The following is a 20,948-nucleotide window of genomic DNA, read 5'->3' on the forward strand; positions in this document are numbered from 1 at the left end:
TTTTTTTTGGCGTCAGGAAATGAAACTAGATGTGCAGTTCCTGCAGCTTCTCTTTCGGCAGCGCCAGCTCTTCGTTGCTGTTCACGCGAACGCCGCGCTCGATGATGTGACGCGCGATGTCCTGCGCTTCGTCCAGCGAGTGCATGGTGTACGTGCCGCACTGATACACGTTCAGTTCCGGGATCTGGTTCTGATCTTTCACTTTCAGCACATCGGCCATAGCGGCTTTCCAGGCATCGGCAACGCGCTGCTCATCCGGCGTGCCAATCAGGCTCATATAAAAACCGGTGCGGCAGCCCATCGGGGAGATATCAATGATTTCAACGCCGTTGCCGTTGAGGTGATTACGCATAAAACCGGCGAACAGGTGCTCCAGAGTGTGGATCCCTTTTTCCGGCATCACTTCTTTATTCGGTACGCAGAAGCGCAGGTCGAAGACGGTGATGTCATCGCCGTGCGGGGTATGCATGTTCTTTGCGACGCGGACTGCAGGTGCTTCCATTCGGGTATGGTCGACAGTGAAACTATCTAGTAATGGCATTCGTCACCTCCGACAGTGATTTTTTTTAAAATAAAATGAACTCTTTCTGGTGGAGCAAGTCTGAGTATATGAAAGACGCGCATTTGTTATCATCATCCCTGTATTCAGAGATGAAAGTTTGGCCACATTGATGTGGCCTTTTTCTTTTCTGTCACGCGTGTCGCGCAACCACTGCTGAGAATGGCTCGCTGTCCGCCGCTTCCGCTTCACGCTGGCGCACCAGTGATGCACTGCGCTCTGCGTCAAACTCCGCTTCTGTCAGGATTTCCAGCGGCTCTTCACGTAACAGATTACGATACGCATCCCCCAACGCCCTTCCGGTTCCACCGATACCTTCATCAATCATAGAACGCAGAATGCGTGCTGAGAAAGTTAATTCAGGATTATCAAAACTGGCGACCAGTTCATCGCATACGGTTTGATAGGCATTGCCGCCATCGATACCGTCCAGCGTCTGCGCCACGCGCTTGAGATCGCGGAACAGATCTTTGCCCACCTGTGGCAGCGGGAACTGTGCGGTTTCACAGCCGATACCCAGCGTCAGCCCCGGTTTGCGGCCTTCGAGGATCACCCGATTCCAGTTAGTTCGGGTACACAGCAGCTCGTCGCTGCTCATCTCCGGCGCATCCGCCAGCACGCACCAGACCATAAACAGATCGAGGAAACGCACCTGCTGCTCGTCAACGCCAATCGGCGAGAACGGGTTGATGTCTAACGAACGCACTTCGATATATTCGATGCCGCCGCGCAGCAGCGCATCCGACGGCGTTTCGCCGCTGCGGGTTACGCGTTTCGGGCGGATTGGCGCATACAGTTCGTTTTCAATCTGCAGAATATTGCTGTTGATTTGCAGATACTTACCGTCTTTCTGCAGACCAATTTTCGCGTACTCTTCCGACGGGGTTTTGATCGCGCGCTTCAATCCTGCCACATACTCGTGCAGATCGTTAAACGTAATTCCGAGATTGCTTTGCGATTTATTGGTATAGCCGAGATCGCTCAGGCGCAGCGAGGTCGCATACGGCAGGTAGTACATGCCGCAGTCGGTTTTCTCAAACGGCAGCGTGGTGGGTTTGCCCTGCAGGAAAGAGGCGCAGATCGCCGGTGACGCGCCAAACAGGTACGGGATCACCCAGCCGAAGCGGTAATAGTTGCGGATCAGGCGGAAATAACCTGCAGAAATGGCTTCTTTGCCGCTGTCGGCATCATCAATGCCGCATTTCGCTTTCCAGAACGCCATCGGCAACGAGAAGTTGTAATGCACGCCGGAAATGGTCTGCATCAGCGCGCCGTAGCGGTTTTTCAGTCCTTCGCGATAAAGCGTTTTCAGTCGCCCCATATTCGAGGTGCCGTACTGCGCCAGTTCGATATCCTGACCGGGTGCGATGTAGCATGGCATACTCAGCGGCCACATCCGCTCTTCGCCCAGATGACGCGCCGTCTGACGATGCAGGTCGCGCATAAACGTCAGCATATGGTCGATATCGCCATCCACCGGCGTAATAAATTCCAGCAACGCTTCGGCGAAATCGGTGGTAATCCATTTATGCGTTAACGCCGAGCCTAACGCTTCCGGATGTCCGGTAGTTGCCAGCGTGCCGTCTGCATTCACACGCAGCGTTTCGCGCTCAAGACCACGCTGGATCCCTTTTAACGCCTGAGGATGGTTTTCCAGCCAGGCCAGCGCCTGTGATACGTCCGGGATCAAATTGACCTCCCGCCTGTCAAAATCGTTTTATTAAGCATAATTGTAATGGTGGACGATGAAAGGTCACCAAAAAAGCAATTACTGCCACCACATCATCCCCTGGATTGTTGCCGCTGCCACGACGACATAGCGCAACGCTTTTCCAAGGCATAAAAAAAAGAGTACCGGCCGCCAGGGAATGCGCATCCATCCCGCCAGCAGGCACAGCAAATCGCCCATAACAGGCATCCAGCTCAACAGCAGCGCGACTGCGCCGTAACGCTTTAGCCATCCCGCCGCTTTTTCCTGCCACCGCGACGACTTACGCAACGGAAACAGGCGACCAAGAATAACGTTAGTTGCCCCTCCAGCGCTATTACCTATTGTTGCTATTAACACCAGAAGCCAGGGTTTACTGGTCCCGGAAAGCAACAACGCGACCAGCACCACTTCAGAGTTGCCGGGCAGCAATGTCGCACTGAGAAAACTGCTGGCAAACAGTGAAAGGAGCGACAGGCTATCACTCACAACAGACGAACATCCACAACGTCCATGCCTGCGCTTGCCGCGGCCTGTATACCGAAGTCAGCGTCTTCAAACACGATACATTTTGCAGGCTCAACGCCCATGCGCTCAGCGCACAGCAGGAAGGTATCCGGGGCAGGCTTATGATGCTGGACGTGATCGGCCGCGACGACGGCTGAAAAATAGCGGCGTAACCCAAGATGCGCCAGCAGCGCCTCGGCAACCGCGCTTTCGCTGCCGGTACCAACGGACATCGGGCGACGCCCGTGCCACGCTTTGACGACATCAATCAGCGGCAACGGCTGCACGGAGTCCAGCAGCATGATTTTTACCATGTCTGTTTTTTCGCGGGCCAACGCGTGAGGATCGAGATCGGCCTGGTTCAGTTCGATAATGGCCTGCGCGATGCGCCAGGTAGGCGACCCATTCAGCGCAATGATGGATTGTTCGTCAAAGCGGATCCCGTAACGGCCCAGCACCTCATGCCACGCTTTACGATGGGTGGGTTCGGTGTCCAGAATCGTGCCGTCCATGTCGAAAATCAGCCCTGCATAACGTTCGTACATTGCGTCCTCACAAACCGAATATCAAAACGTTACTTTATCGCAAAAGGCGTTTTTTGTCGCCCGCCGGATCGGGATACGATAAAGGCACCTTGCGGTGCCTTTTGAGGAATGGTGCCTGATTTAGCGGATCCGCAGGTCATTTTCAACGACACGGACGCCCGGGACTTTACGCGTTACGTCTACGGCGCGTTTCGCATCAGCTTCGGAATTGACAAAACCGCTCAGCTGTACGCGCCCTTTGAATGTCTCAACGCTGATTTGGCTGGATTTTATCGCTTTGTCGCCGAACAGCGCAGATTTCACTTTGGTGGTCACGACCGTATCGTCAATGTAGCCGCCTGTGCTTTCCTTCGTGGAAGAGCCTGCGCAGCCGGACAGAGAAATCGCAACCAGCGCCGCCACGCCAAACGCAGCCAATGCTTTGAAACCTTTCATGGAATATTCTCCTTGCTACCCGCAAACGTATTAATGACAAATATAAACTAGCCGGAAAGCAGCAAATTTGCCAATAGGAAACAGGGAGTTATCGGGAGAGAAAATTTCAATAAGAGAGAGGGTGCATCCGGGAGGATGACTTGGCTGCGCCTCGCCCTGCGGGCCGTTGCTTACGCAACGTTATCCTCCCTGGTGCTTGCGGGTATTCCGCAGACCATATAACAACAGTATCGCTGTTAGCCAGGAGAAGATGGTGCATCCGGGAGGATTCGAACCTCCGACCGCTCGGTTCGTAGCCGAGTACTCTATCCAGCTGAGCTACGGATGCATCGGGAAACGTGCATGTTACTTCAATAAGATGGTGCATCCGAGAGGATTCGAACCTCTGACCGCTCGGTTCGTAGCCGAGTACTCTATCCAGCTGAGCTACGGATGCATCAGGAGACGTACATGTTACTTCAAGAAGATGGTGCATCCGAGAGGATTCGAACCTCTGACCGCTCGGTTCGTAGCCGAGTACTCTATCCAGCTGAGCTACGGATGCATCAGGAGACGTACATAATACTTCAGAAATATGGTGCATCCGGGAGGATTCGAACCTCCGACCGCTCGGTTCGTAGCCGAGTACTCTATCCAGCTGAGCTACGGATGCAAAATGGCGGTGAGGCGGGGATTCGAACCCCGGATGCAGCTTTTGACCGCATACTCCCTTAGCAGGGGAGCGCCTTCAGCCTCTCGGCCACCTCACCACACGCCTCTTACGAGTGCTTCGAAGAACTTGTTTAAGCTCATCGTCGCTGCGTGGCGCACATATTACTTTCTGAGACTTATAAGTCAAACAATTTTTCCGAACCTTTCATCGTTTGCACACTTCACGCGCAATTAGCCTGCAAAAACGGCAAAAAGGGTGTTTTATCAACAGTCAACCGGCTTCAGCACTGCAATGTCAGAGCGGCGGAAGGAGGGATTACACGCGATGAAAGAAGGGGTAAATCGTGGGTTGCGTCTCACCACACAGTGAGACGCAAAAACCTTAGTAACTGGACTGCTGGGATTTTTCAGCCTGGATACGCTGGTAGATTTCTTCACGATGAACAGAGACTTCTTTAGGGGCGTTTACGCCGATGCGTACCTGGTTACCCTTAACCCCTAAAACTGTCACGGTGACCTCATCTCCAATCATGAGGGTCTCACCAACTCGACGAGTCAGAATCAGCATTCTTTGCTCCTTGAAAGATTAAAAGAGTCGGGTCTCTCTGTATCCCGGCATTATCCATCATATAACGCCAAAAAGTAAGCGATGACAAACGCGCGAGCGCGTAAGCAGTCATGGCATCACATTCTGTTAAACGTAAGTTTAGCCGATATACACAATTTCAACCTGACTTTATCGTTATCGATACCGCATAGCAAGACGCCGCAACCCCTGAGTTTTGGCGCCTGCAAGCGTTTATAGTTATTGCAGTTTTGTGCTCACCCAGTCTTTGACACTGGCCAGAGCTGCCGGGAGTGCAGCCGCGTCGGTACCACCGGCCTGAGCCATATCCGGACGTCCGCCCCCCTTCCCGCCTACCTGCTGGGCAACCATACCAATCAGTTCGCCTGCTTTGACACGGTCGGTAACATCTTTCGACACGCCCGCAATCAGAGAAACCTTACCCTCAGCCACTGTCGCCAGAACGATAATCGTGGAACCCAACTGGTTTTTCAGATCGTCAACCATCGTACGCAGCATTTTCGGTTCAACGTCGGACAACTCACTAACCAGCAGCTTCACACCGTTGATATCTATGGCTTTACTGGAGAGGTTTGCACTCTCCTGCGCCGCAGCCTGATCCTTCATCTGCTGCAACTCTTTTTCCAGCTGACGGGTGCGTTCCATGACGGAGCGTACTTTGTCAGTCAGATTATGGCTGTCGCCCTTCAGCAGTTGCGCCACTTCACTTAGAAGATCGCTTTCCGCATGCAGGTTAGCCATAGCACCCTCACCGGTAACCGCCTCAATGCGACGAACGCCTGCGGCAGTACCCGATTCGGAAGTGATACGGAAAAGCCCGATATCACCGGTACGGCTGGGGGGGGGCCCCCCCCNCGATCGTCATATTTCTCGCCGAACAGCGCCATAGCGCCCTTCGCTTTCGCGGCTTCGAGATCCATGATATGGGTTTCGATCGGCAGGTTGCGGCGGATCTGGGCGTTGACCAGATCTTCCACGCGGCGGATCTCTTCCGGTTTCATGGCTTCGAAATGGGAGAAGTCAAAGCGAAGCGCTTTGTCGTTCACCAGCGAGCCTTTCTGCGCCACATGCGTACCCAGCACGTCGCGCAGCGCGGCATGCATCAGGTGCGTGGCGGAGTGGTTCAGGCGGATACGGGCACGACGCGCTTCATCGACGTCAGCCTGTACCGCATCGCCCACTTTCAGCGAACCGGTTGCCAGCGTGCCGAGATGACCGATGGCCTGGCCGTACTTCTGCGTATCGCTGACGGTGAAGGTAAAGCCTGCGCCTTTCAGCTCGCCTTTATCTCCCACCTGGCCGCCGGACTCCGCATAGAACGGGGTTTGATCGAGCACGACTACCGCGTCCTGACCCGCGCTGATGCTATCCACGGCTTTACCGTCGATAAACAGCGCCGTCACTTTGCCGTTCAGCTCAAGATGATCGTAACCTTTGAATTCTGACGAACCGTCAACGCGAATCATCGCGTTATAGTCCGCGCCAAAACCGCTGGATTCGCGCGCACGACGGCGCTGCGCTTCCATCGCGGCTTCAAAGCCCGCTTCGTCAACTTTGATGTTACGCTCGCGGCACACGTCAGCAGTCAGGTCCACCGGGAAACCGTAAGTGTCGTACAGACGGAAAGCGGTTTCGCCATCCAGCGTGTCGCCCTTCAGTTTCGCCAGTTCTTCGTCAAGCAGCGCCAGTCCGCGTTCCAGCGTACGGGCAAACTGCTCTTCTTCCGTTTTCAGCACCTGCTCAACCTGCGCCTGCTGGCGTTTCAGGTCTTCACCGGCAGAGCCCATGACCTCAATCAGCGGCGCCACCAGTTTGTAGAAGAAGGTATCCTTCGCGCCCAGCATATTCCCGTGACGAATCGCGCGACGAATGATGCGACGTAGCACGTAGCCACGGTTTTCATTCGACGGGATCACACCATCGGCAATCAGGAACGCACAGGAACGGATATGGTCAGCGATAACGCGCAGCGATTTATTGCTGAGATCGGTCGCCCCCGTAACGCGCGCAACGGACTGAATCAGCTTGCTGAACAGATCGATTTCATAGTTAGAGTTCACATGCTGCAGCACGGCCGCAATACGCTCCAGCCCCATCCCGGTATCAACGGACGGTTTCGGCAGCGGTTCCATGGTGCCGTCGGCCTGACGGTTGAACTGCATGAAGACGATGTTCCAGATCTCAATGTAGCGGTCACCATCTTCTTCCGGGCTGCCCGGAGGCCCACCCCAGATGTGGTCGCCGTGGTCGAAGAAAATTTCGGTGCACGGGCCGCACGGGCCGGTATCGCCCATCTGCCAGAAGTTGTCAGAGGCATACGGCGCGCCTTTGTTGTCGCCGATGCGAATAATACGTTCACGCGGAACGCCGACTTCATTTGCCCAGATCTCAAAGGCTTCATCGTCGGTTTCGTAGACGGTGACCCACAGGCGATCTTTCGGCAGGTTGAACCAGTTTTCACCGGTTAACAATTCCCATGCGTAATTGATGGCGTCGTGTTTGAAGTAATCGCCGAAGCTGAAGTTGCCCAGCATTTCGAAGAAGGTATGGTGACGTGCAGTGTAGCCGACGTTTTCCAGGTCGTTGTGTTTACCGCCCGCACGCACGCAACGCTGCGCGGTGGTCGCGCGGGAATAATTACGTTTGTCGAGACCAAGGAACACGTCCTTGAACTGGTTCATCCCGGCGTTGGTAAACAGCAGGGTCGGGTCGTTGTTCGGCACCAGGGAGCTGCTGGCAACAACCTGGTGTCCCTTGCTATGGAAAAAATCGAGAAACGCCTGACGGATCTCAGCGGTGCTCTTGCTCATAATTATCCTGAAATCAAGCTAACGAATTGCGCCGGTGCCGGTTGACCACTTTTTGAGCGGGTCAGCGTCCTGACGGAAAAAAGTGGGAATAAGATAAGTTTTCTTTAAAGGGAAGTAAAATCCCCGATGGGGTCAATCTGCAAAATTTCGCCAGATTTCCTGGATATCTTCCATCAGATACCCCCGATAAAGCAAAAATCGCTGCACTTTTACTTTTATCGCAAATTCCGTCGGCAGCGGTTCACCGTATTTTCTCACCGCCTGCTCGCGCGCTTTTTCAGCCCAGTCTATATCACATTCACGCATAGCTGATTCACTGATTTCGCGCGTTATCCCTTTTTGATTCAGTTCCTGGCGAATGCGTGACGGACCATAACCTTTACGGCTACGGCTGCTGATGAACTGGCGGGCAAAGCGCGCATCGTCAAGATAATGGCTTTCTTTGCACCAGTTAATAACGTTTTCGATGTCGTCCGGCGTCGCGTCCGTCTCTTCAGGGCCATTTTTTGTCATGACAGGCGCAGCCAGTTTACGGCGCAGTTCTTGTTCACCGTGGTCGCGCATCGCCAGAATTCGCACGGCTCTGTCCAGCAAGCGGGCATAGGCAGAGCGGCGGCCCGTAGAATCAGACATCATAAAATCCGTAAATGAGAAAAAAACAAAAGGGCCGCATCAGCAGCCCTTTCTCTTTTTACAACGTGATTAGAAATCTTCGTTGGTTTCTTCTACGCCTTCACCGCTGGCATCAACGGCGAAATCCGGCGTGGAAGTCTGGTTGCTGAGCAGCAGCTCGCGCACTTTCTTCTCGATCTCTTTCGCCGCAGCCGGGTTCTCTTTCAGCCAGCTAATGGCGTTCGCTTTACCCTGACCGATTTTGTCGCCGTTGTAGCTGTACCAGGCACCGGCTTTCTCGATGAGCTTCTCTTTCACGCCCAGGTCAACCAGCTCGCCGAAGAAGTTAATGCCTTCACCGTAGAGGATCTGGAATTCAGCCTGTTTAAACGGTGCCGCGATTTTGTTTTTCACTACCTTCACGCGGGTTTCGCTACCGATGACGTTGTCACCCTCTTTCACCGCACCGATACGGCGGATATCCAGACGCACAGAGGCGTAGAATTTCAGCGCATTACCGCCAGTGGTGGTTTCCGGGTTACCGAACATCACACCAATTTTCATACGGATCTGGTTGATGAAGATCAGCAGCGTGTTGGACTGTTTCAGGTTACCGGCCAGCTTACGCATCGCCTGGCTCATCATACGTGCCGCGAGGCCCATGTGAGAGTCACCGATTTCGCCTTCGATTTCCGCTTTCGGCGTCAGCGCCGCGACGGAGTCAACGACGATAACGTCGACCGCACCGGAACGCGCCAGCGCGTCACAGATTTCCAGGGCCTGCTCGCCGGTGTCCGGCTGGGAGCACAGCAGGTTGTCGATATCAACACCCAGCTTACGGGCGTAGATCGGGTCCAGTGCGTGTTCCGCGTCGATAAAGGCACAGGTTTTGCCTTCGCGCTGTGCAGCGGCAATCACCTGCAGCGTCAGCGTGGTTTTACCGGAAGATTCCGGCCCGTAGATTTCGACGATACGGCCCATTGGCAGACCGCCTGCGCCCAGTGCAATATCCAGAGAAAGCGAACCGGTCGGGATGGTTTCCACATCCATAGAGCGGTCTTCACCCAGGCGCATGATGGAGCCTTTACCGAATTGTTTTTCGATCTGGCCCAGTGCTGCCGCCAACGCTTTCTGTTTGTTTTCGTCGATAGCCATTATTACTCCTGTCATGCTTTCATGCCGGGTGTTACCGGGTAAACTCTGTTTTGTTGAAGCAATTATACTGTACAATCATACAGTATCAAGTATTTTGTAGAAATTGTTGCCAGAGGGTATTTAACGCATAGGCGGTGGCCTGACGGCGCACCGCGTCGCGGTCACCCGTAAAGTGTTCACAGCTCGTTATCCCCTGTCCGTTAGCACAGGCGAAACCAAACCAGACGGTGCCCACCGGTTTTGCTTCGCTGCCGCCATCCGGCCCGGCAATGCCGCTGACCGAGATAGCATACGTGGCTCTCGCCGCCCGCAGGGCACCAATGGCCATTTCCACCACCACCGGCTCGCTGACGGCGCCGTGCGCTTCCAGCGTTGCACCGCGCACGCCAATCATTTGCTCTTTAGCTTCATTACTGTAGGTGACAAAGCTGCGCTCAAACCAGGCGGAACTCCCCGCGATATCGGTAATCACTTTCGCAATCCAGCCGCCGGTACAGGATTCCGCCGTGGTGACCGTGGCCCCTTGCGCCTTCAGCGCCAGCCCAATCCGCTCGCTCAGTTGCATCAATTCTTGATCGGTCATGCATCACCCCGAATAGCCAATAATGAGGAGCCTCACGATACCACTTTCCACACGAAGATGGGGATGAGGTGAAGATTTTACGAGGAGGCTTCAGAAAAATCGTCGCCAACGCCCTTCCCGCCAGTCAGGAAGGGCACAGGATGATTACCGTACGCGCGCCAGTGCCACGGCCTGACCCAGTTGCCAGACGGCCATCGCATAATGCGTGCTGTGGTTATAGCGGGTAATGGTGTAGAAGTTTGGCAGGCCGTACCAGTACTCATAGCCGGTGCCAACGTCGAGACGCAGCAGGCTCGCCTGCTGATGGTTCCCCAGCGACTGCGTGGGCGATAACCCCACCGCCGTCAGTTGCGCCACGTTGTAATTGGTTTTGAAGCCGTTTTCCAGCCCCGGTGCCTGGCCCATTGCCGGAACCGCTACGGTATCGCCCGCCACCCAGCCGTGCTGTTTGAAGTAGTTTGCTACGCTACCGATGGCATCTTCCGGATCCCACAAATTGATGTGGCCATCGCCATTGAAATCCACCGCGTACTGCTTGTAGGACGACGGCATAAACTGGCCGTAGCCCATCGCCCCGGCAAACGAGCCTTTCAGATCTAACGGATCGTCCTGTTCATCACGCGCCATCAACAGGAAGGTTTCCAGCTCGCCGGAAAAGTATTCCGCACGACGCGGATAATTAAAGGAGAGCGTCGCCAGCGCGTCGAGGATGCGGGTTTTGCCCATGATGCGTCCCCAGCGAGTTTCAACACCGATAATACCGACGATGATTTCCGGCGGCACGCCGTAAACCTGCCAGGCACGGTTGAGCGCATCCTGATACTGATCCCAGAACGCCACGCCGTTTTGCACGTTATCCGGCGTAATGAACTGCTTACGGTAGCGCAACCACGCGCCATTTGGCCCGGTCGGTACCTGCGCCGTTGGCGCCTGGCGGTCCATCAGGCGCAGCACGTAATCGAGGCGTTTGGCCTGCGACAATATTTCGTGCAGCTGTTCCCGGTTGAAACCGTGCTTGTTCACCATCTTATCGATGAACTGCTCCGCCGCCGGGTTGTTGGCAAAATCGCCGCTCATCACCATCACATTGTGCTGTGGTTCCAGCAAAAAACCGCCGGATGGCGCGGTCGCGTTTGCCGTTTTCGGGGCGGCGGTTTTCGGTGAACTGCTGCAGGCAGCGATCAGGACGGTAAGGGGGAGCAAAGCCAGGAAACGACGCTTCAACATGGGATATCCATTCAACAAATTTCGGCAAGAAATGAGTATGGTAAAGCATCCCACCGGCGACAAGGAAGCAGTACTTCCCCGACGCGCTAAATTTTCTTCCTCCCTAACAATCTTTCAATTTAAAAGATTTATCTTTCATTTTGAGATCACAATAACACTTTTAAATCTTTCAAAGTGATTAAAATGGCTCACGAGCTGAAAAATAAAACCTCTGAAGGAGATAAGAATGATAGAAACCATTACCCATGGTGCCGAATGGTTCATCGGGCTGTTTCAGAAAGGCGGGGAAGTCTTCACCGGGATGGTGACCGGGATCCTGCCGCTGCTGATCAGCCTGCTGGTGATCATGAACGCATTGATCAACTTTATCGGTCAACACCGAATCGAAAAGCTGGCGCAAAAGTGTGCGGGAAATCCGGTTAGCCGCTATTTGTTGCTGCCCTGCATCGGCACCTTTGTGTTCTGTAACCCAATGACGCTGAGCCTTGGCCGCTTTATGCCGGAAAAATACAAGCCCAGCTACTACGCCGCAGCCTCCTACAGCTGCCACTCCATGAACGGTTTATTCCCACATATCAACCCCGGCGAACTGTTTGTCTATCTCGGCATCGCCAGCGGCCTGACCACGCTCGGGTTGCCGCTCGGCCCGCTGGCCGTCAGCTATCTGCTGGTTGGTCTGGTGACGAACTTCTTCCGCGGCTGGGTCACCGACCTGACCACCTCGATCTTTGAGAAAAAGATGGCCATTGAGCTTGAGCAGAAAGTGCATTTAACAGGGGCAACATCATGACGCGCATTCGTATAGAGAAAGGCACAAGCGGCTGGGGTGGCCCGCTGGAACTGGACGTCATCGACGGTAAAAAGATTGTCTACATCACCGCAGGGACGCGTCCGGCCATCGTTGACCGGCTGGCGGAGCTGACCGGCTGGCAGGCGGTTGACGGATTTAAAGAGGGCGAGCCGCCGGAAAACGACATCGGCGTGGCGATCATCGACTGCGGCGGCACCCTGCGCTGCGGGCTGTATCCGAAGCGTCGTATTCCAACCATCAATATTCACGCCACCGGCAAATCCGGCCCGCTGGCGCAGTACATCACTGAAGACATTTATGTCTCCGGTGTAAAAGAAGAGAACATTCGCATCAGTGGCGACGCGCCACAACAGGCATCCCAGCCCGCCGCCAAAGCCGCGCCGCGCGACTATGATGCCAGTAAAAAAATCACCGAGCAGAGCGATGGCCTGCTGGCCAAAGTCGGAATGGGAATGGGGTCGGCGGTGGCAGTGTTGTTCCAGGCCGGACGCGACACCATCGACACGGTGCTGAAAACCATTCTTCCCTTTATGGCCTTCGTCTCGGCGCTTATCGGGATCATCATGGCCTCAGGGCTTGGCGACTGGATTGCGCACGGACTCGCGCCGCTCGCCAGCCATCCGCTGGGTCTGGTGACGCTGGCGCTGATCTGCTCGTTCCCGCTGCTGTCACCTTTCCTCGGCCCAGGCGCGGTCATTGCGCAGGTTATCGGCGTGCTGATTGGCGTGCAAATTGGTCAGGGCAATATCCCGCCGCATCTGGCACTGCCGGCGCTGTTTGCGATTAACGCCCAGGCGGCGTGCGACTTCATCCCTGTTGGGCTGTCGCTGGCCGAAGCGCGTCAGGAGACCGTGCGTGTGGGCGTGCCCTCTGTGCTGGTCAGCCGCTTCCTGACCGGTGCGCCAACCGTACTGATTGCCTGGTTTGTTTCCGGATTTATTTATCAATAAGAGGTTCCGAAAATGACTGTCATTTACCAGACCACGATTACCCAAATTGGTGCCAGCGCGTGTCTGGCGCTGGAAGACAGCATGCTAATCACCTTTCGCGAGGGAGCGCCTGCCGATATCGAGGAGTACTGCTTTATCCACTGTCATGGCGAGCTGTCCGGCTCGCTGCATGCCGGGGCGGCACTGGAACTGGGTGAGCATTGCTATCCGGTCACTGCGGTGGGTGACGTCGCTGAACAAAATCTGCGCGAGCTGGGCCACATCACGCTGCGCTTTGACGGGCAAACGACGGCGGAGTTTCCGGGCACCGTCCACGTTGCCGGTCCGGTTCCGGTCGCTATCGCGCCGGGCTGCGTTCTGAAATTTTTAGCTTAAGTTGTAAGGAGAAAGAGATGAGTCAGGTTGCCGTTGTCATCGGTGGAGGACAAACATTAGGCGCGTTTTTGTGCCACGGGCTTGCTGCTGAGGGTTATCGTGTCGCGGTGGTGGATATTCAGAGTGAAAAAGCCAACCACGTTGCAGAGGAAATTAACACGCAATATGGCGAGGGAATGGCGTACGGTTTTGGCGCGGATGCCACCAGCGAAGCCAGCGTCCAGGCGCTCTCCCGCGGAGTAGATGATATTTTCGGTCGCGTTGATTTGCTTATCTACAGCGCAGGGATCGCAAAAGCCGCGTTTATCAGCGACTTTACGTTAGGAGATTTTGACCGGTCGTTGCAGGTGAATCTGGTGGGCTACTTCCTCTGTGCCCGCGAGTTTTCCAGTCTGATGATCCGCGACGGCATCGCCGGCAGGATCATTCAGATCAACTCGAAATCCGGCAAGGTGGGCAGCAAACACAACTCCGGATACAGCGCCGCGAAGTTTGGCGGCGTCGGGCTGACGCAGTCACTGGCGCTGGATCTGGCGGAATACGGGATTACCGTTCATTCGCTGATGCTGGGCAATCTGTTGAAATCGCCGATGTTCCAGTCGCTGCTGCCGCAGTATGCGCAGAAACTGGGTATCGCCGCCGACGAAGTCGAGCAGTATTACATCGACAAAGTGCCGCTCAAGCGCGGCTGCGATTACCAGGACGTGTTGAATGTCTTGTTATTCTACGCAAGCCCGGGTGCGTCGTATTGCACCGGACAGTCGATCAATATCACCGGCGGTCAGGTGATGTTCTGAGTCCATTCCCCGGTGGCGCTGCGCTTACCGGGGCTACAAAAAACCGTAGGCCGGGTAAGGCGCAGCCGCCACCCGGCTAAGGAGCCAAAATGGTTTCAGCACTGGTCGCGGTGGCCGTCATCGCCTGGCTTTTACAAATGGCCTTAGGCGGCTGGCAGATCCACCGCTTTAATCGCGCCTTCGATAAGCTTTGCCAGCAGGGTCGCGTGGGTGTGGGTCGTTCTGGCGGACGCTTCAAACCTCGCGTTGTGGTGGCGATCGCGCTGGATAATAACGACAACGTCGCCGATACATTGATAATGCGAGGCTTAACCGTCTTTGCCCGACCGCAAAAAATTGCCGGGCTGGAAGGAAAACCGCTCAAGGAATTACAGCCTGATGTGATCTTTCCCCATGATCCGCTCTGTCAGAATGCACTATCATTAGCGCTTAAATTGAAACATGGATAATTTCGTTTCGAACGTTTCTATCTTGCGAAATTATCATTGTGAAATCTGAACGCAGGATACCAACGCTTATGAAACCACGTCAGCGCCAGGCAGCGATCATCGAGCATCTGCAGGCGCAGGGAAAATGTTCGGTTGAAGAGCTGGCGCAGCACTTTGACACCACAGGCACCACCATTCGCAAGGATCTGGTGGCTCTCGAACATGCCGGCACGGTTATTCGCACCTACGGGGGCGTCGTGCTCAATAAAGATGAAGCCGATCCACCCATTGATCACAAAACGCTGATCAATACCCACAAAAAAGCGCTGATCGCCGACACGGCGGTGCGTTTCATTCACGATGGTGATTCCATTATTCTCGACGCGGGCAGCACCGTGCTGCAGATGGTCCCGCTTCTCAACCGCTTCAGCAATATCACGGTGATGACCAACAGTCTGCATATCGTCAACGCGCTGGCGGAGTTTGATAACGAGCAGACGATCCTGATGCCGGGCGGCACCTTCCGTAAAAAATCGGCCTCGTTCCACGGTCAGCTGGCGGAAAACGCCTTCGAGCAGTTCAGTTTCGACAAGCTGTTTATGGGCACCGACGGTCTTGATTTAAACGCAGGGGTCACCACCTTTAACGAGGTGTTCACGGTCAGCAAAGCGATGTGCAACGCGGCCCGCGAAGTGATCCTGATGGCCGACTCCTCCAAGTTTGGTCGCAAGAGCCCGAACATCGTCTGCGGTCTGGAGACCGTCGACAAAATTATCACCGACGCCGGTATCGATCCGGCGTTTCGCGACGCCCTCGAAGCGAAGGGCATTGAAGTCATTATTACCGGAGAATCTCATGAGTAATTTTCTGCTGAACGCCGGGCGTCAGACCCTGTTACTGGAACTGCAGGAAGCCAGCCGACTCCCGGATCGCCTCGACGAAAGCTTCGTCCGCGCGGCGGAAACTATCATCAACTGCAAAGGCAAGCTGATTGTCTCCGGCATCGGTAAATCCGGGCACATCGGGAAAAAACTCGCCGCCACCTTCGCCAGCACCGGCACGCCAGCGTTTTTTGTTCACCCCGCTGAAGCGCTGCACGGCGATTTGGGGATGATCGACAGCCGCGACGTGATGCTGTTTATCTCCTATTCCGGCAGCGCGAAAGAGCTGGAACTGATTATTCCCCGCCTTGAAGAGCGCAACGTGGTGCTGTTAGCGATGACCGGCAAATCACAGTCGCCACTGGCGCTGGCGGCGGGCGNGTCCGATGCACCTGGCGCCAACCTCCAGCACCGTCAACACTCTGATGCTGGGCGACGCGCTGGCGATGGCGGTGATGCAGGCGCGCGGTTTCAGTGAAGAGGATTTTGCCCGTTCGCACCCGGCCGGGGCGCTCGGCGCGCGCCTGCTGAACAACGTGCATCATCTGATGCGTAAAAACGAAGAGGTGCCGCAAGTCAGCAACGACGCCAGCGTGATGGACGCCATGCTGGAGCTGAGCCGTACCGGGCTGGGTCTGGTCGCCGTCTGCAATGAAAACGGCGGCGTGGATGGCGTATTCACCGACGGCGACCTGCGCCGCTGGCTGGTGAAAGGCGGCACGCTCAACGATGCGGTGAACACGGCGATGACCACCGGCGGCGTGACGTTACAGGCGCAGGAGCGTGCCATCGACGCCAAAGAGATCCTGATGCGCCACAAAATCAGCGCCGCGCCGGTGGTGGATGAGCACGGTCGGCTGTGCGGCGCCATCAACCTGCAAAACTTCTACCAGGCCGGTATTCTCTAAGGCTTCATCCCCAGACGCTTCNTGGTGCGGCTCCAGCACCACTTCGTCTCCTGCCCGCGTGGCGCGCGCCAGCACTACCGCGCGATGAATCGCATGTTCCAGCTCGCGCACGTTGCCCGGCCAACCGTAGGCCAGCAAACGCGCCCGCGCCCTGGCGCTGAGCAGCACCTGCGACAGCCCCAGCCGCAACCGGCACTGCTCGCAAAAATAGCCTGCCAGCAGCACCACATCGTCACCGCGCTCGCGCAGCGGCGGCACCGACAGCGGGAACACGCTCAGGCGATGGAACAGATCGGCGCGAAAACGCCCCGCCAGCACCTCTTCNNCACGCGCAGCAGCTTGGCCTGCAACGCCAGCGACAGCTCACCAATCTCGTCAAGGAACAGCGTGCCGTTATCGGCCATTTCGAACTTGCCGCTGCGGTTGCTGATGGCGCCGGTAAACGCCCCTTTGACGTGGCCGAACAACTCGCTTTCGGCGACGCTTTCCGGCAGCGCGGCACAGTTGAGATAGACCAGCGGATTCGCTGCCCGCGGCGAGCCTTCGTGGATCGCTTTCGCCACCAGTTCTTTACCGGTGCCGGTTTCGCCGCCAATCAACACGTTGAGATCGGACGCCGCCACAATCTCTATCTCTTTTTTCAGTTGTACCATGCGGTCGGACAGACCAATCATCTCCTGCGCCACAGGCTCGCTGTAGCTGATGGCGGCGTCCGGCAGCACGTTCTGGCTTTCGAGACGGGCAATCAGCAACGCATTGTTCAGCGCCCCGGACACCAGTGCCGCAATCAGCCGCAGCGCTTCGTCGCTGAAGCTGTCGAACTGATCTGCGGACATGCCGTCCAGCGTCAGTGCGCCAATCAGGTTTTGCCCGGCAAACAGCGGCAGCCCGAGACAGGCGTGCACTTTCAGGCTTTCATGACCGGGGATCAGCCCGTCGTACGGATCAGGCAGCGCACTGTCGGCAGGGAAACGCACCACATCGCCCGCACGCGCAATGGCTTCGAGGCGCGGGTGCCCTGCGAGGGTAAAGCGCCGCCCCAACACGTCCTTCGCCAGCCCGTCGATGGCCAGCGGAATAAACTGGTGCGCTTCATAGCGCAGCAGCGCTGAAGCGTCGCAGCCCAGCACTTCGCGCAGCGTGGTGATAAGACGTGCGAAACGATCCGGGTGACCGATATCGCTTTGCAAATCAATGGCGATTTTCGCCAGCACTTCAACGGAAAAACTCATACCCGCCTCGTTGTCATTTTGACTATGCATGTTGTCATATTGACTAAATCATTGATAGTCATTTTGACAAAATCATTTTACTTAAAAATTAATAAAACACTAAAAATCAATAAAATAGAAAACTGGCACGGCATTTGATAATAGCCATTTATCTTTTTTAAAAATCGCATCACTGACTGAGGTTGTAATGGCTATTCATGTAAAAAATAATATTCATTGGGTTGGACAACGTGACTGGGAAGTGCGCGACTTCCACGGAACAGAATACAAAACGCTCAGAGGCAGCAGCTATAACAGCTATTTGATCCGCGAAGAAAAAAACGTGCTGATCGACACCGTTGACCATAAATTCAGCCGTGAATTCGTGCAGAACCTGCGGGCGGAAATCGACCTCGCCGATATCGATTACATCATCATCAACCATGCGGAAGAAGACCACGCCGGGGCGCTGACCGAGCTGATGGCCTGTATTCCTGACACGCCGATTTACTGCACCGCCAACGCCATCGACTCCATCACCGGTCACCATCATCACCCGGAATGGAATTTTAATGTCGTCAAAACCGGCGACAGCCTGGATATCGGCAATGGCAAGCAGTTGATCTTCGTTGAAACCCCGATGCTGCACTGGCCGGACAGCATGATGACCTACATGACCGGCGACGCAGTGCTGTTCAGCAACGACGCGTTTGGTCAGCACTACTGCGACGAACACTTGTTTAACGATGAAGTGGATCAGACTGAACTGTACGAACAGTGCCTGCGCTATTACGCCAACATCCTGACGCCGTTCAGCCGCCTGGTGACGCCGAAAATCACCGAAATTCTCGGTTTCAACTTGCCGGTAGAGATGATTGCCACCTCGCACGGCGTGGTGTGGCGTGATAACCCGACGCAAATCGTCGAGCAGTACCTGAAATGGGCGGCGGATTACCAGGAAGACCGGATCACCATTTTCTACGACACCATGTCCAATAACACCCGCATGATGGCTGACGCTATCGCCCAGGGGATTAATGACGTCGATCCGCGCGTGGCGGTGAAAATCTTTAATGTCTCCCGCAGCGATAAAAACGACATTCTGACCAACGTGTTCCGCTCCAAAGGCGTGCTGGTCGGCACCTCCACCATGAACAATGTGATGATGCCGAAGGTCGCCGGTCTGGTGGAAGAGATGACCGGCCTGCGTTTTCGTAATAAACACGCCAGCGCTTTCGGCTCACACGGCTGGAGCGGCGGCGCGGTTGACCGTCTCTCCACCCGTTTGCAGGACGCCGGTTTTGAAATGTCGCTGAGCCTGAAAGCCAAATGGCGTCCGGATCAGGACACGCTGGAAGTGTGCCGTCAGCACGGTCGTGACATCGCCCGTCAGTGGGCGCTTACACCGCTGCCGGTCGCAGAGAAAGCCGCAACCGCCGATGCTGCAGAAGCCTGCGCCTGTGCCGCAGCCGCCGCGGCCGATCCCGGTCCGTCCATGCAGTGCAGCGTCTGCCAGTGGATTTACGATCCGGCAAAAGGCGAACCGAATCAGGATGTTCAGCCCGGCACGCCGTGGAGCGACGTGCCGGACAATTTCCTGTGCCCGGAATGTTCACTGGGCAAAGAGGTCTTTGACGTGCTGGCAACGGAGGCAAAATGAGCCACGGTATCGTGATTATTGGCTCCGGCNNATATCCGCAAACAGGATGCCGCCATCCCGCTGACCCTGATTGCCGCTGACAGCATGGACGAATACAACAAACCGGATATCAGCCACGTGATCAGCCGCGGTATGCACGCTGCCGACCTGACGCTACAATCCGCGGGCGATTTCGCCGAGCAGTATCATTTGCGGCTGTTTCCGCACACCTGGGTGACCGGCATTGACGCCGACGCTCATGTGGTGAAATGCCGCGATAAGCAGTGGCACTTCGACAAGCTGGTACTGGCGACAGGCGCTACGCCGTATATTCCGCCGGTTCCCGGTCGCGAGCTGATGCTGACGCTTAACAGCCAGCAGGAGTACGCTGCCTCGCAAACGCTGCTGAATGACGCGAAACGCGTGCTGATCGTCGGCGGGGGGNGTTCTGAACTGGCGATGGATTTCAGCCGCGCGGGGAAAGCGGTCACGGTGGTGGATAACTCCGCCAGCCTGCTCGCCTCGCTGATGCCGCCGGAAGCCAGCAGCCGTTTGCAGCACCGTCTGACCGAGATGGGCGTGCATTTGCTGCTGAAAAGCCAGCTGGAGGCGCTGGAGCACACTGCCAGCGGCATTCGCGTCATGCTCGATCGCCAGCGGGTGATTGAGGTTGATGCGGTGGTTGCCGCCGCCGGTCTGCGCCCGGAAACCGCCCTTGCCCGCCACGCCGGGTTGCACATCAATCAGGGCGTGATGGTCAACAGTGCGTTGCAGACCAGCCACCCGGATATCTTTGCGCTGGGCGATTGTGCAGAGATCAACGGCCAGGTGCTACCGTTCCTGCAACCGATTCTACTGAGCGCCATGACCCTCGCGAAAAACCTGCTCGGCCAGCCGGGAATGTTGACGCTGCCACCCATGCTGGTGAAAGTCAAAACACCGGACGTGCCGCTGCACCTGGCAGGCGATACCCGTCGCGCCGATCTGACGTGGAATATCGTCAGCAACGCGCAGGGCATGGTGGCGAAAGGCCTCGATGCAGAAGAAAAACTGTGCGCCTTTGTGGTTAGCGAAGACCGCATGAAAGAGGCTTTTGCACTGCTAAAGGCATTGTCACTGTAAAACCCTTACCCTCACGCACAAGGACGTGCGGCGGCGATCACCGCCTGACCGAAGGCGATCGCCCCGTCCCCGGCCGGTAAACGCGACGGGAAAAGCAGTGTGAAATCGGCAAGATAGTGCGACAGACGCGCGCACAGGAGGCGGTTATGCATCACGCCACCGCTGAATACCAGCGTCTGAATACCCCGGGGCTGCGCATGATAACGCATCAGCCCCNNGTGTTCATCGTCGTTGCACGTTGCGGCCAGCGCTTCCAGCAGGCAGGCGGCCTCGCCTTCGTAACTCAGTGTTTCAGGTGCGCAATCAAGCGCACAGGCCACCGCATCGAACAAACGCCCGCAGGACGACGCTTTCGGCGCGTTAATGCCTTTTTCAATCGCCCGTGCCACCACCGGCCAGTTATAGCCCAGCAGTTTCTGTAACTGCGGCTCCTGCTGCCAGTCCGGGA

General features: G+C 56.0%; 18 protein-coding genes, 5 tRNA genes and 4 pseudogenes. 9 read left to right on the forward strand and 18 right to left on the reverse strand.

Annotated features, from left to right (window positions below):
• Positions 1 to 25: 25 nt before the first annotated feature.
• The 16 genes and pseudogenes from luxS to mltB all read right to left on the reverse strand — a co-directional run bounded on the left by luxS (position 26) and on the right by mltB (position 11,378).
• A complete protein-coding gene (luxS, locus tag GM30_RS19055) occupies positions 26 to 541 on the reverse strand; it encodes an S-ribosylhomocysteine lyase (protein ID WP_049849902.1) in 516 nt (171 codons plus the stop codon).
• Positions 542 to 692: 151 nt separating this feature from the next.
• Positions 693 to 2,249, reverse strand: a complete 1,557-nt coding sequence (gene gshA, locus GM30_RS19060; protein ID WP_049849903.1) for a glutamate--cysteine ligase — start codon at positions 2,247 to 2,249, stop codon at positions 693 to 695.
• Positions 2,250 to 2,327: 78 nt separating this feature from the next.
• Positions 2,328 to 2,756, reverse strand: coding sequence for a YqaA family protein (locus GM30_RS19065; RefSeq protein WP_049849904.1), 429 nt, complete (start codon positions 2,754 to 2,756; stop codon positions 2,328 to 2,330).
• Positions 2,753 to 3,319, reverse strand: a complete 567-nt coding sequence (yqaB, locus tag GM30_RS19070) for a fructose-1-phosphate/6-phosphogluconate phosphatase (protein WP_049849905.1) — start codon at positions 3,317 to 3,319, stop codon at positions 2,753 to 2,755. Before yqaB ends, GM30_RS19065 begins: the two co-directional genes overlap by 4 nt.
• A 120-nt stretch (positions 3,320 to 3,439) precedes the next feature.
• Positions 3,440 to 3,754, reverse strand: coding sequence for a BON domain-containing protein (locus tag GM30_RS19075; protein ID WP_049849906.1), 315 nt, complete (start codon positions 3,752 to 3,754; stop codon positions 3,440 to 3,442).
• Positions 3,755 to 4,005: 251 nt separating this feature from the next.
• Positions 4,006 to 4,082 (reverse strand) — tRNA-Arg (locus tag GM30_RS19080).
• Positions 4,083 to 4,113: 31 nt separating this feature from the next.
• Positions 4,114 to 4,190 (reverse strand) — tRNA-Arg (locus GM30_RS19085).
• Between the two features lie 31 nt (positions 4,191 to 4,221).
• Positions 4,222 to 4,298: transfer RNA gene (locus GM30_RS19090), tRNA-Arg, on the reverse strand.
• A 31-nt stretch (positions 4,299 to 4,329) separates the two neighbouring features.
• Positions 4,330 to 4,406 (reverse strand) — tRNA-Arg (locus GM30_RS19095).
• 4 nt (positions 4,407 to 4,410) lie between these two features.
• Positions 4,411 to 4,503: transfer RNA gene (locus GM30_RS19100), tRNA-Ser, on the reverse strand.
• Positions 4,504 to 4,787: 284 nt separating this feature from the next.
• Positions 4,788 to 4,973 (reverse strand): carbon storage regulator CsrA, encoded by a 186-nt coding sequence (csrA, locus tag GM30_RS19105; protein ID WP_000906486.1) that lies wholly within the window; start codon positions 4,971 to 4,973, stop codon positions 4,788 to 4,790.
• Between the two features lie 237 nt (positions 4,974 to 5,210).
• A pseudogene (alaS, locus tag GM30_RS19110) lies at positions 5,211 to 7,801 on the reverse strand (alanine--tRNA ligase).
• A gap of 132 nt (positions 7,802 to 7,933) precedes the next feature.
• Positions 7,934 to 8,434, reverse strand: a complete 501-nt coding sequence (gene recX / locus GM30_RS19115; RefSeq protein ID WP_049849907.1) for a recombination regulator RecX — start codon at positions 8,432 to 8,434, stop codon at positions 7,934 to 7,936.
• Positions 8,435 to 8,503: 69 nt separating this feature from the next.
• Positions 8,504 to 9,568 carry a recombinase RecA gene (recA, locus tag GM30_RS19120; RefSeq protein ID WP_049849908.1) on the reverse strand — a complete coding sequence of 355 codons (1,065 nt, stop codon included), beginning with the start codon at positions 9,566 to 9,568 and terminating at the stop codon, positions 8,504 to 8,506.
• An 85-nt stretch (positions 9,569 to 9,653) separates the two neighbouring features.
• On the reverse strand, positions 9,654 to 10,151 hold the full coding sequence (gene pncC / locus GM30_RS19125; RefSeq protein ID WP_049849909.1) for a nicotinamide-nucleotide amidase: 498 nt from the start codon (positions 10,149 to 10,151) through the stop codon (positions 9,654 to 9,656).
• A 144-nt stretch (positions 10,152 to 10,295) separates the two neighbouring features.
• Positions 10,296 to 11,378, reverse strand: a complete 1,083-nt coding sequence (gene mltB / locus GM30_RS19130; protein WP_049849910.1) for a lytic murein transglycosylase B — start codon at positions 11,376 to 11,378, stop codon at positions 10,296 to 10,298.
• 226 nt (positions 11,379 to 11,604) lie between these two features.
• Between mltB and srlA the strand changes: the two genes are divergently transcribed.
• The 7 genes and pseudogenes from srlA (at position 11,605) to gutQ (ending at position 16,528) form a co-directional block, all read left to right on the forward strand.
• A complete protein-coding gene (srlA, locus tag GM30_RS19140) occupies positions 11,605 to 12,168 on the forward strand; it encodes a PTS glucitol/sorbitol transporter subunit IIC (RefSeq protein ID WP_049849912.1) in 564 nt (187 codons plus the stop codon).
• Positions 12,165 to 13,139: a PTS glucitol/sorbitol transporter subunit IIB gene (gene srlE, locus GM30_RS19145; protein WP_049849913.1), complete on the forward strand. Its 975-nt coding sequence runs from the start codon at positions 12,165 to 12,167 to the stop codon at positions 13,137 to 13,139. Before srlA ends, srlE begins: the two co-directional genes overlap by 4 nt.
• 12 nt (positions 13,140 to 13,151) lie before the next feature.
• Positions 13,152 to 13,514: a PTS glucitol/sorbitol transporter subunit IIA gene (gene srlB / locus GM30_RS19150; RefSeq protein WP_049849914.1), complete on the forward strand. Its 363-nt coding sequence runs from the start codon at positions 13,152 to 13,154 to the stop codon at positions 13,512 to 13,514.
• Positions 13,515 to 13,531: 17 nt separating this feature from the next.
• On the forward strand, positions 13,532 to 14,311 hold the full coding sequence (srlD, locus tag GM30_RS19155) for a sorbitol-6-phosphate dehydrogenase (RefSeq protein WP_049849915.1): 780 nt from the start codon (positions 13,532 to 13,534) through the stop codon (positions 14,309 to 14,311).
• Positions 14,312 to 14,400: 89 nt separating this feature from the next.
• On the forward strand, positions 14,401 to 14,760 hold the full coding sequence (gene gutM, locus GM30_RS19160; RefSeq protein ID WP_049849916.1) for a transcriptional regulator GutM: 360 nt from the start codon (positions 14,401 to 14,403) through the stop codon (positions 14,758 to 14,760).
• Positions 14,761 to 14,828: 68 nt separating this feature from the next.
• Positions 14,829 to 15,602, forward strand: coding sequence for a glucitol operon DNA-binding transcriptional repressor SrlR (gene srlR, locus GM30_RS19165; protein ID WP_049849917.1), 774 nt, complete (start codon positions 14,829 to 14,831; stop codon positions 15,600 to 15,602).
• A pseudogene (gutQ, locus tag GM30_RS19170) lies at positions 15,595 to 16,528 on the forward strand (arabinose-5-phosphate isomerase GutQ). Before srlR ends, gutQ begins: the two are co-directional and overlap by 8 nt.
• Positions 16,529 to 16,534: 6 nt before the next feature.
• On the opposite strand, the pseudogene GM30_RS19175 reads toward gutQ, so the two are convergent.
• Positions 16,535 to 17,760 (reverse strand): annotated as a pseudogene (locus GM30_RS19175) (sigma 54-interacting transcriptional regulator); the annotation flags it as partial.
• Positions 17,761 to 17,947: 187 nt separating this feature from the next.
• Between GM30_RS19175 and norV the strand changes: the two are divergent.
• Positions 17,948 to 19,399 carry an anaerobic nitric oxide reductase flavorubredoxin gene (norV, locus tag GM30_RS19180; RefSeq protein ID WP_049849918.1) on the forward strand — a complete coding sequence of 484 codons (1,452 nt, stop codon included), beginning with the start codon at positions 17,948 to 17,950 and terminating at the stop codon, positions 19,397 to 19,399.
• Positions 19,396 to 20,500: pseudogene (norW, locus tag GM30_RS19185) on the forward strand (NADH:flavorubredoxin reductase NorW). The gene norV and the pseudogene norW overlap by 4 nt, the downstream one beginning before the upstream one ends.
• 11 nt (positions 20,501 to 20,511) lie before the next feature.
• On the opposite strand, the gene GM30_RS26635 reads toward norW, so the two are convergent.
• On the reverse strand, positions 20,512 to 20,948 hold a 437-nt coding region (locus GM30_RS26635; protein ID WP_476691227.1), incomplete at its 5' end, for a Kae1-like domain-containing protein.

This window comes from Trabulsiella odontotermitis, from assembly GCF_001188485.1.
GTDB lineage: Bacteria > Pseudomonadota > Gammaproteobacteria > Enterobacterales > Enterobacteriaceae > Trabulsiella > Trabulsiella odontotermitis_A.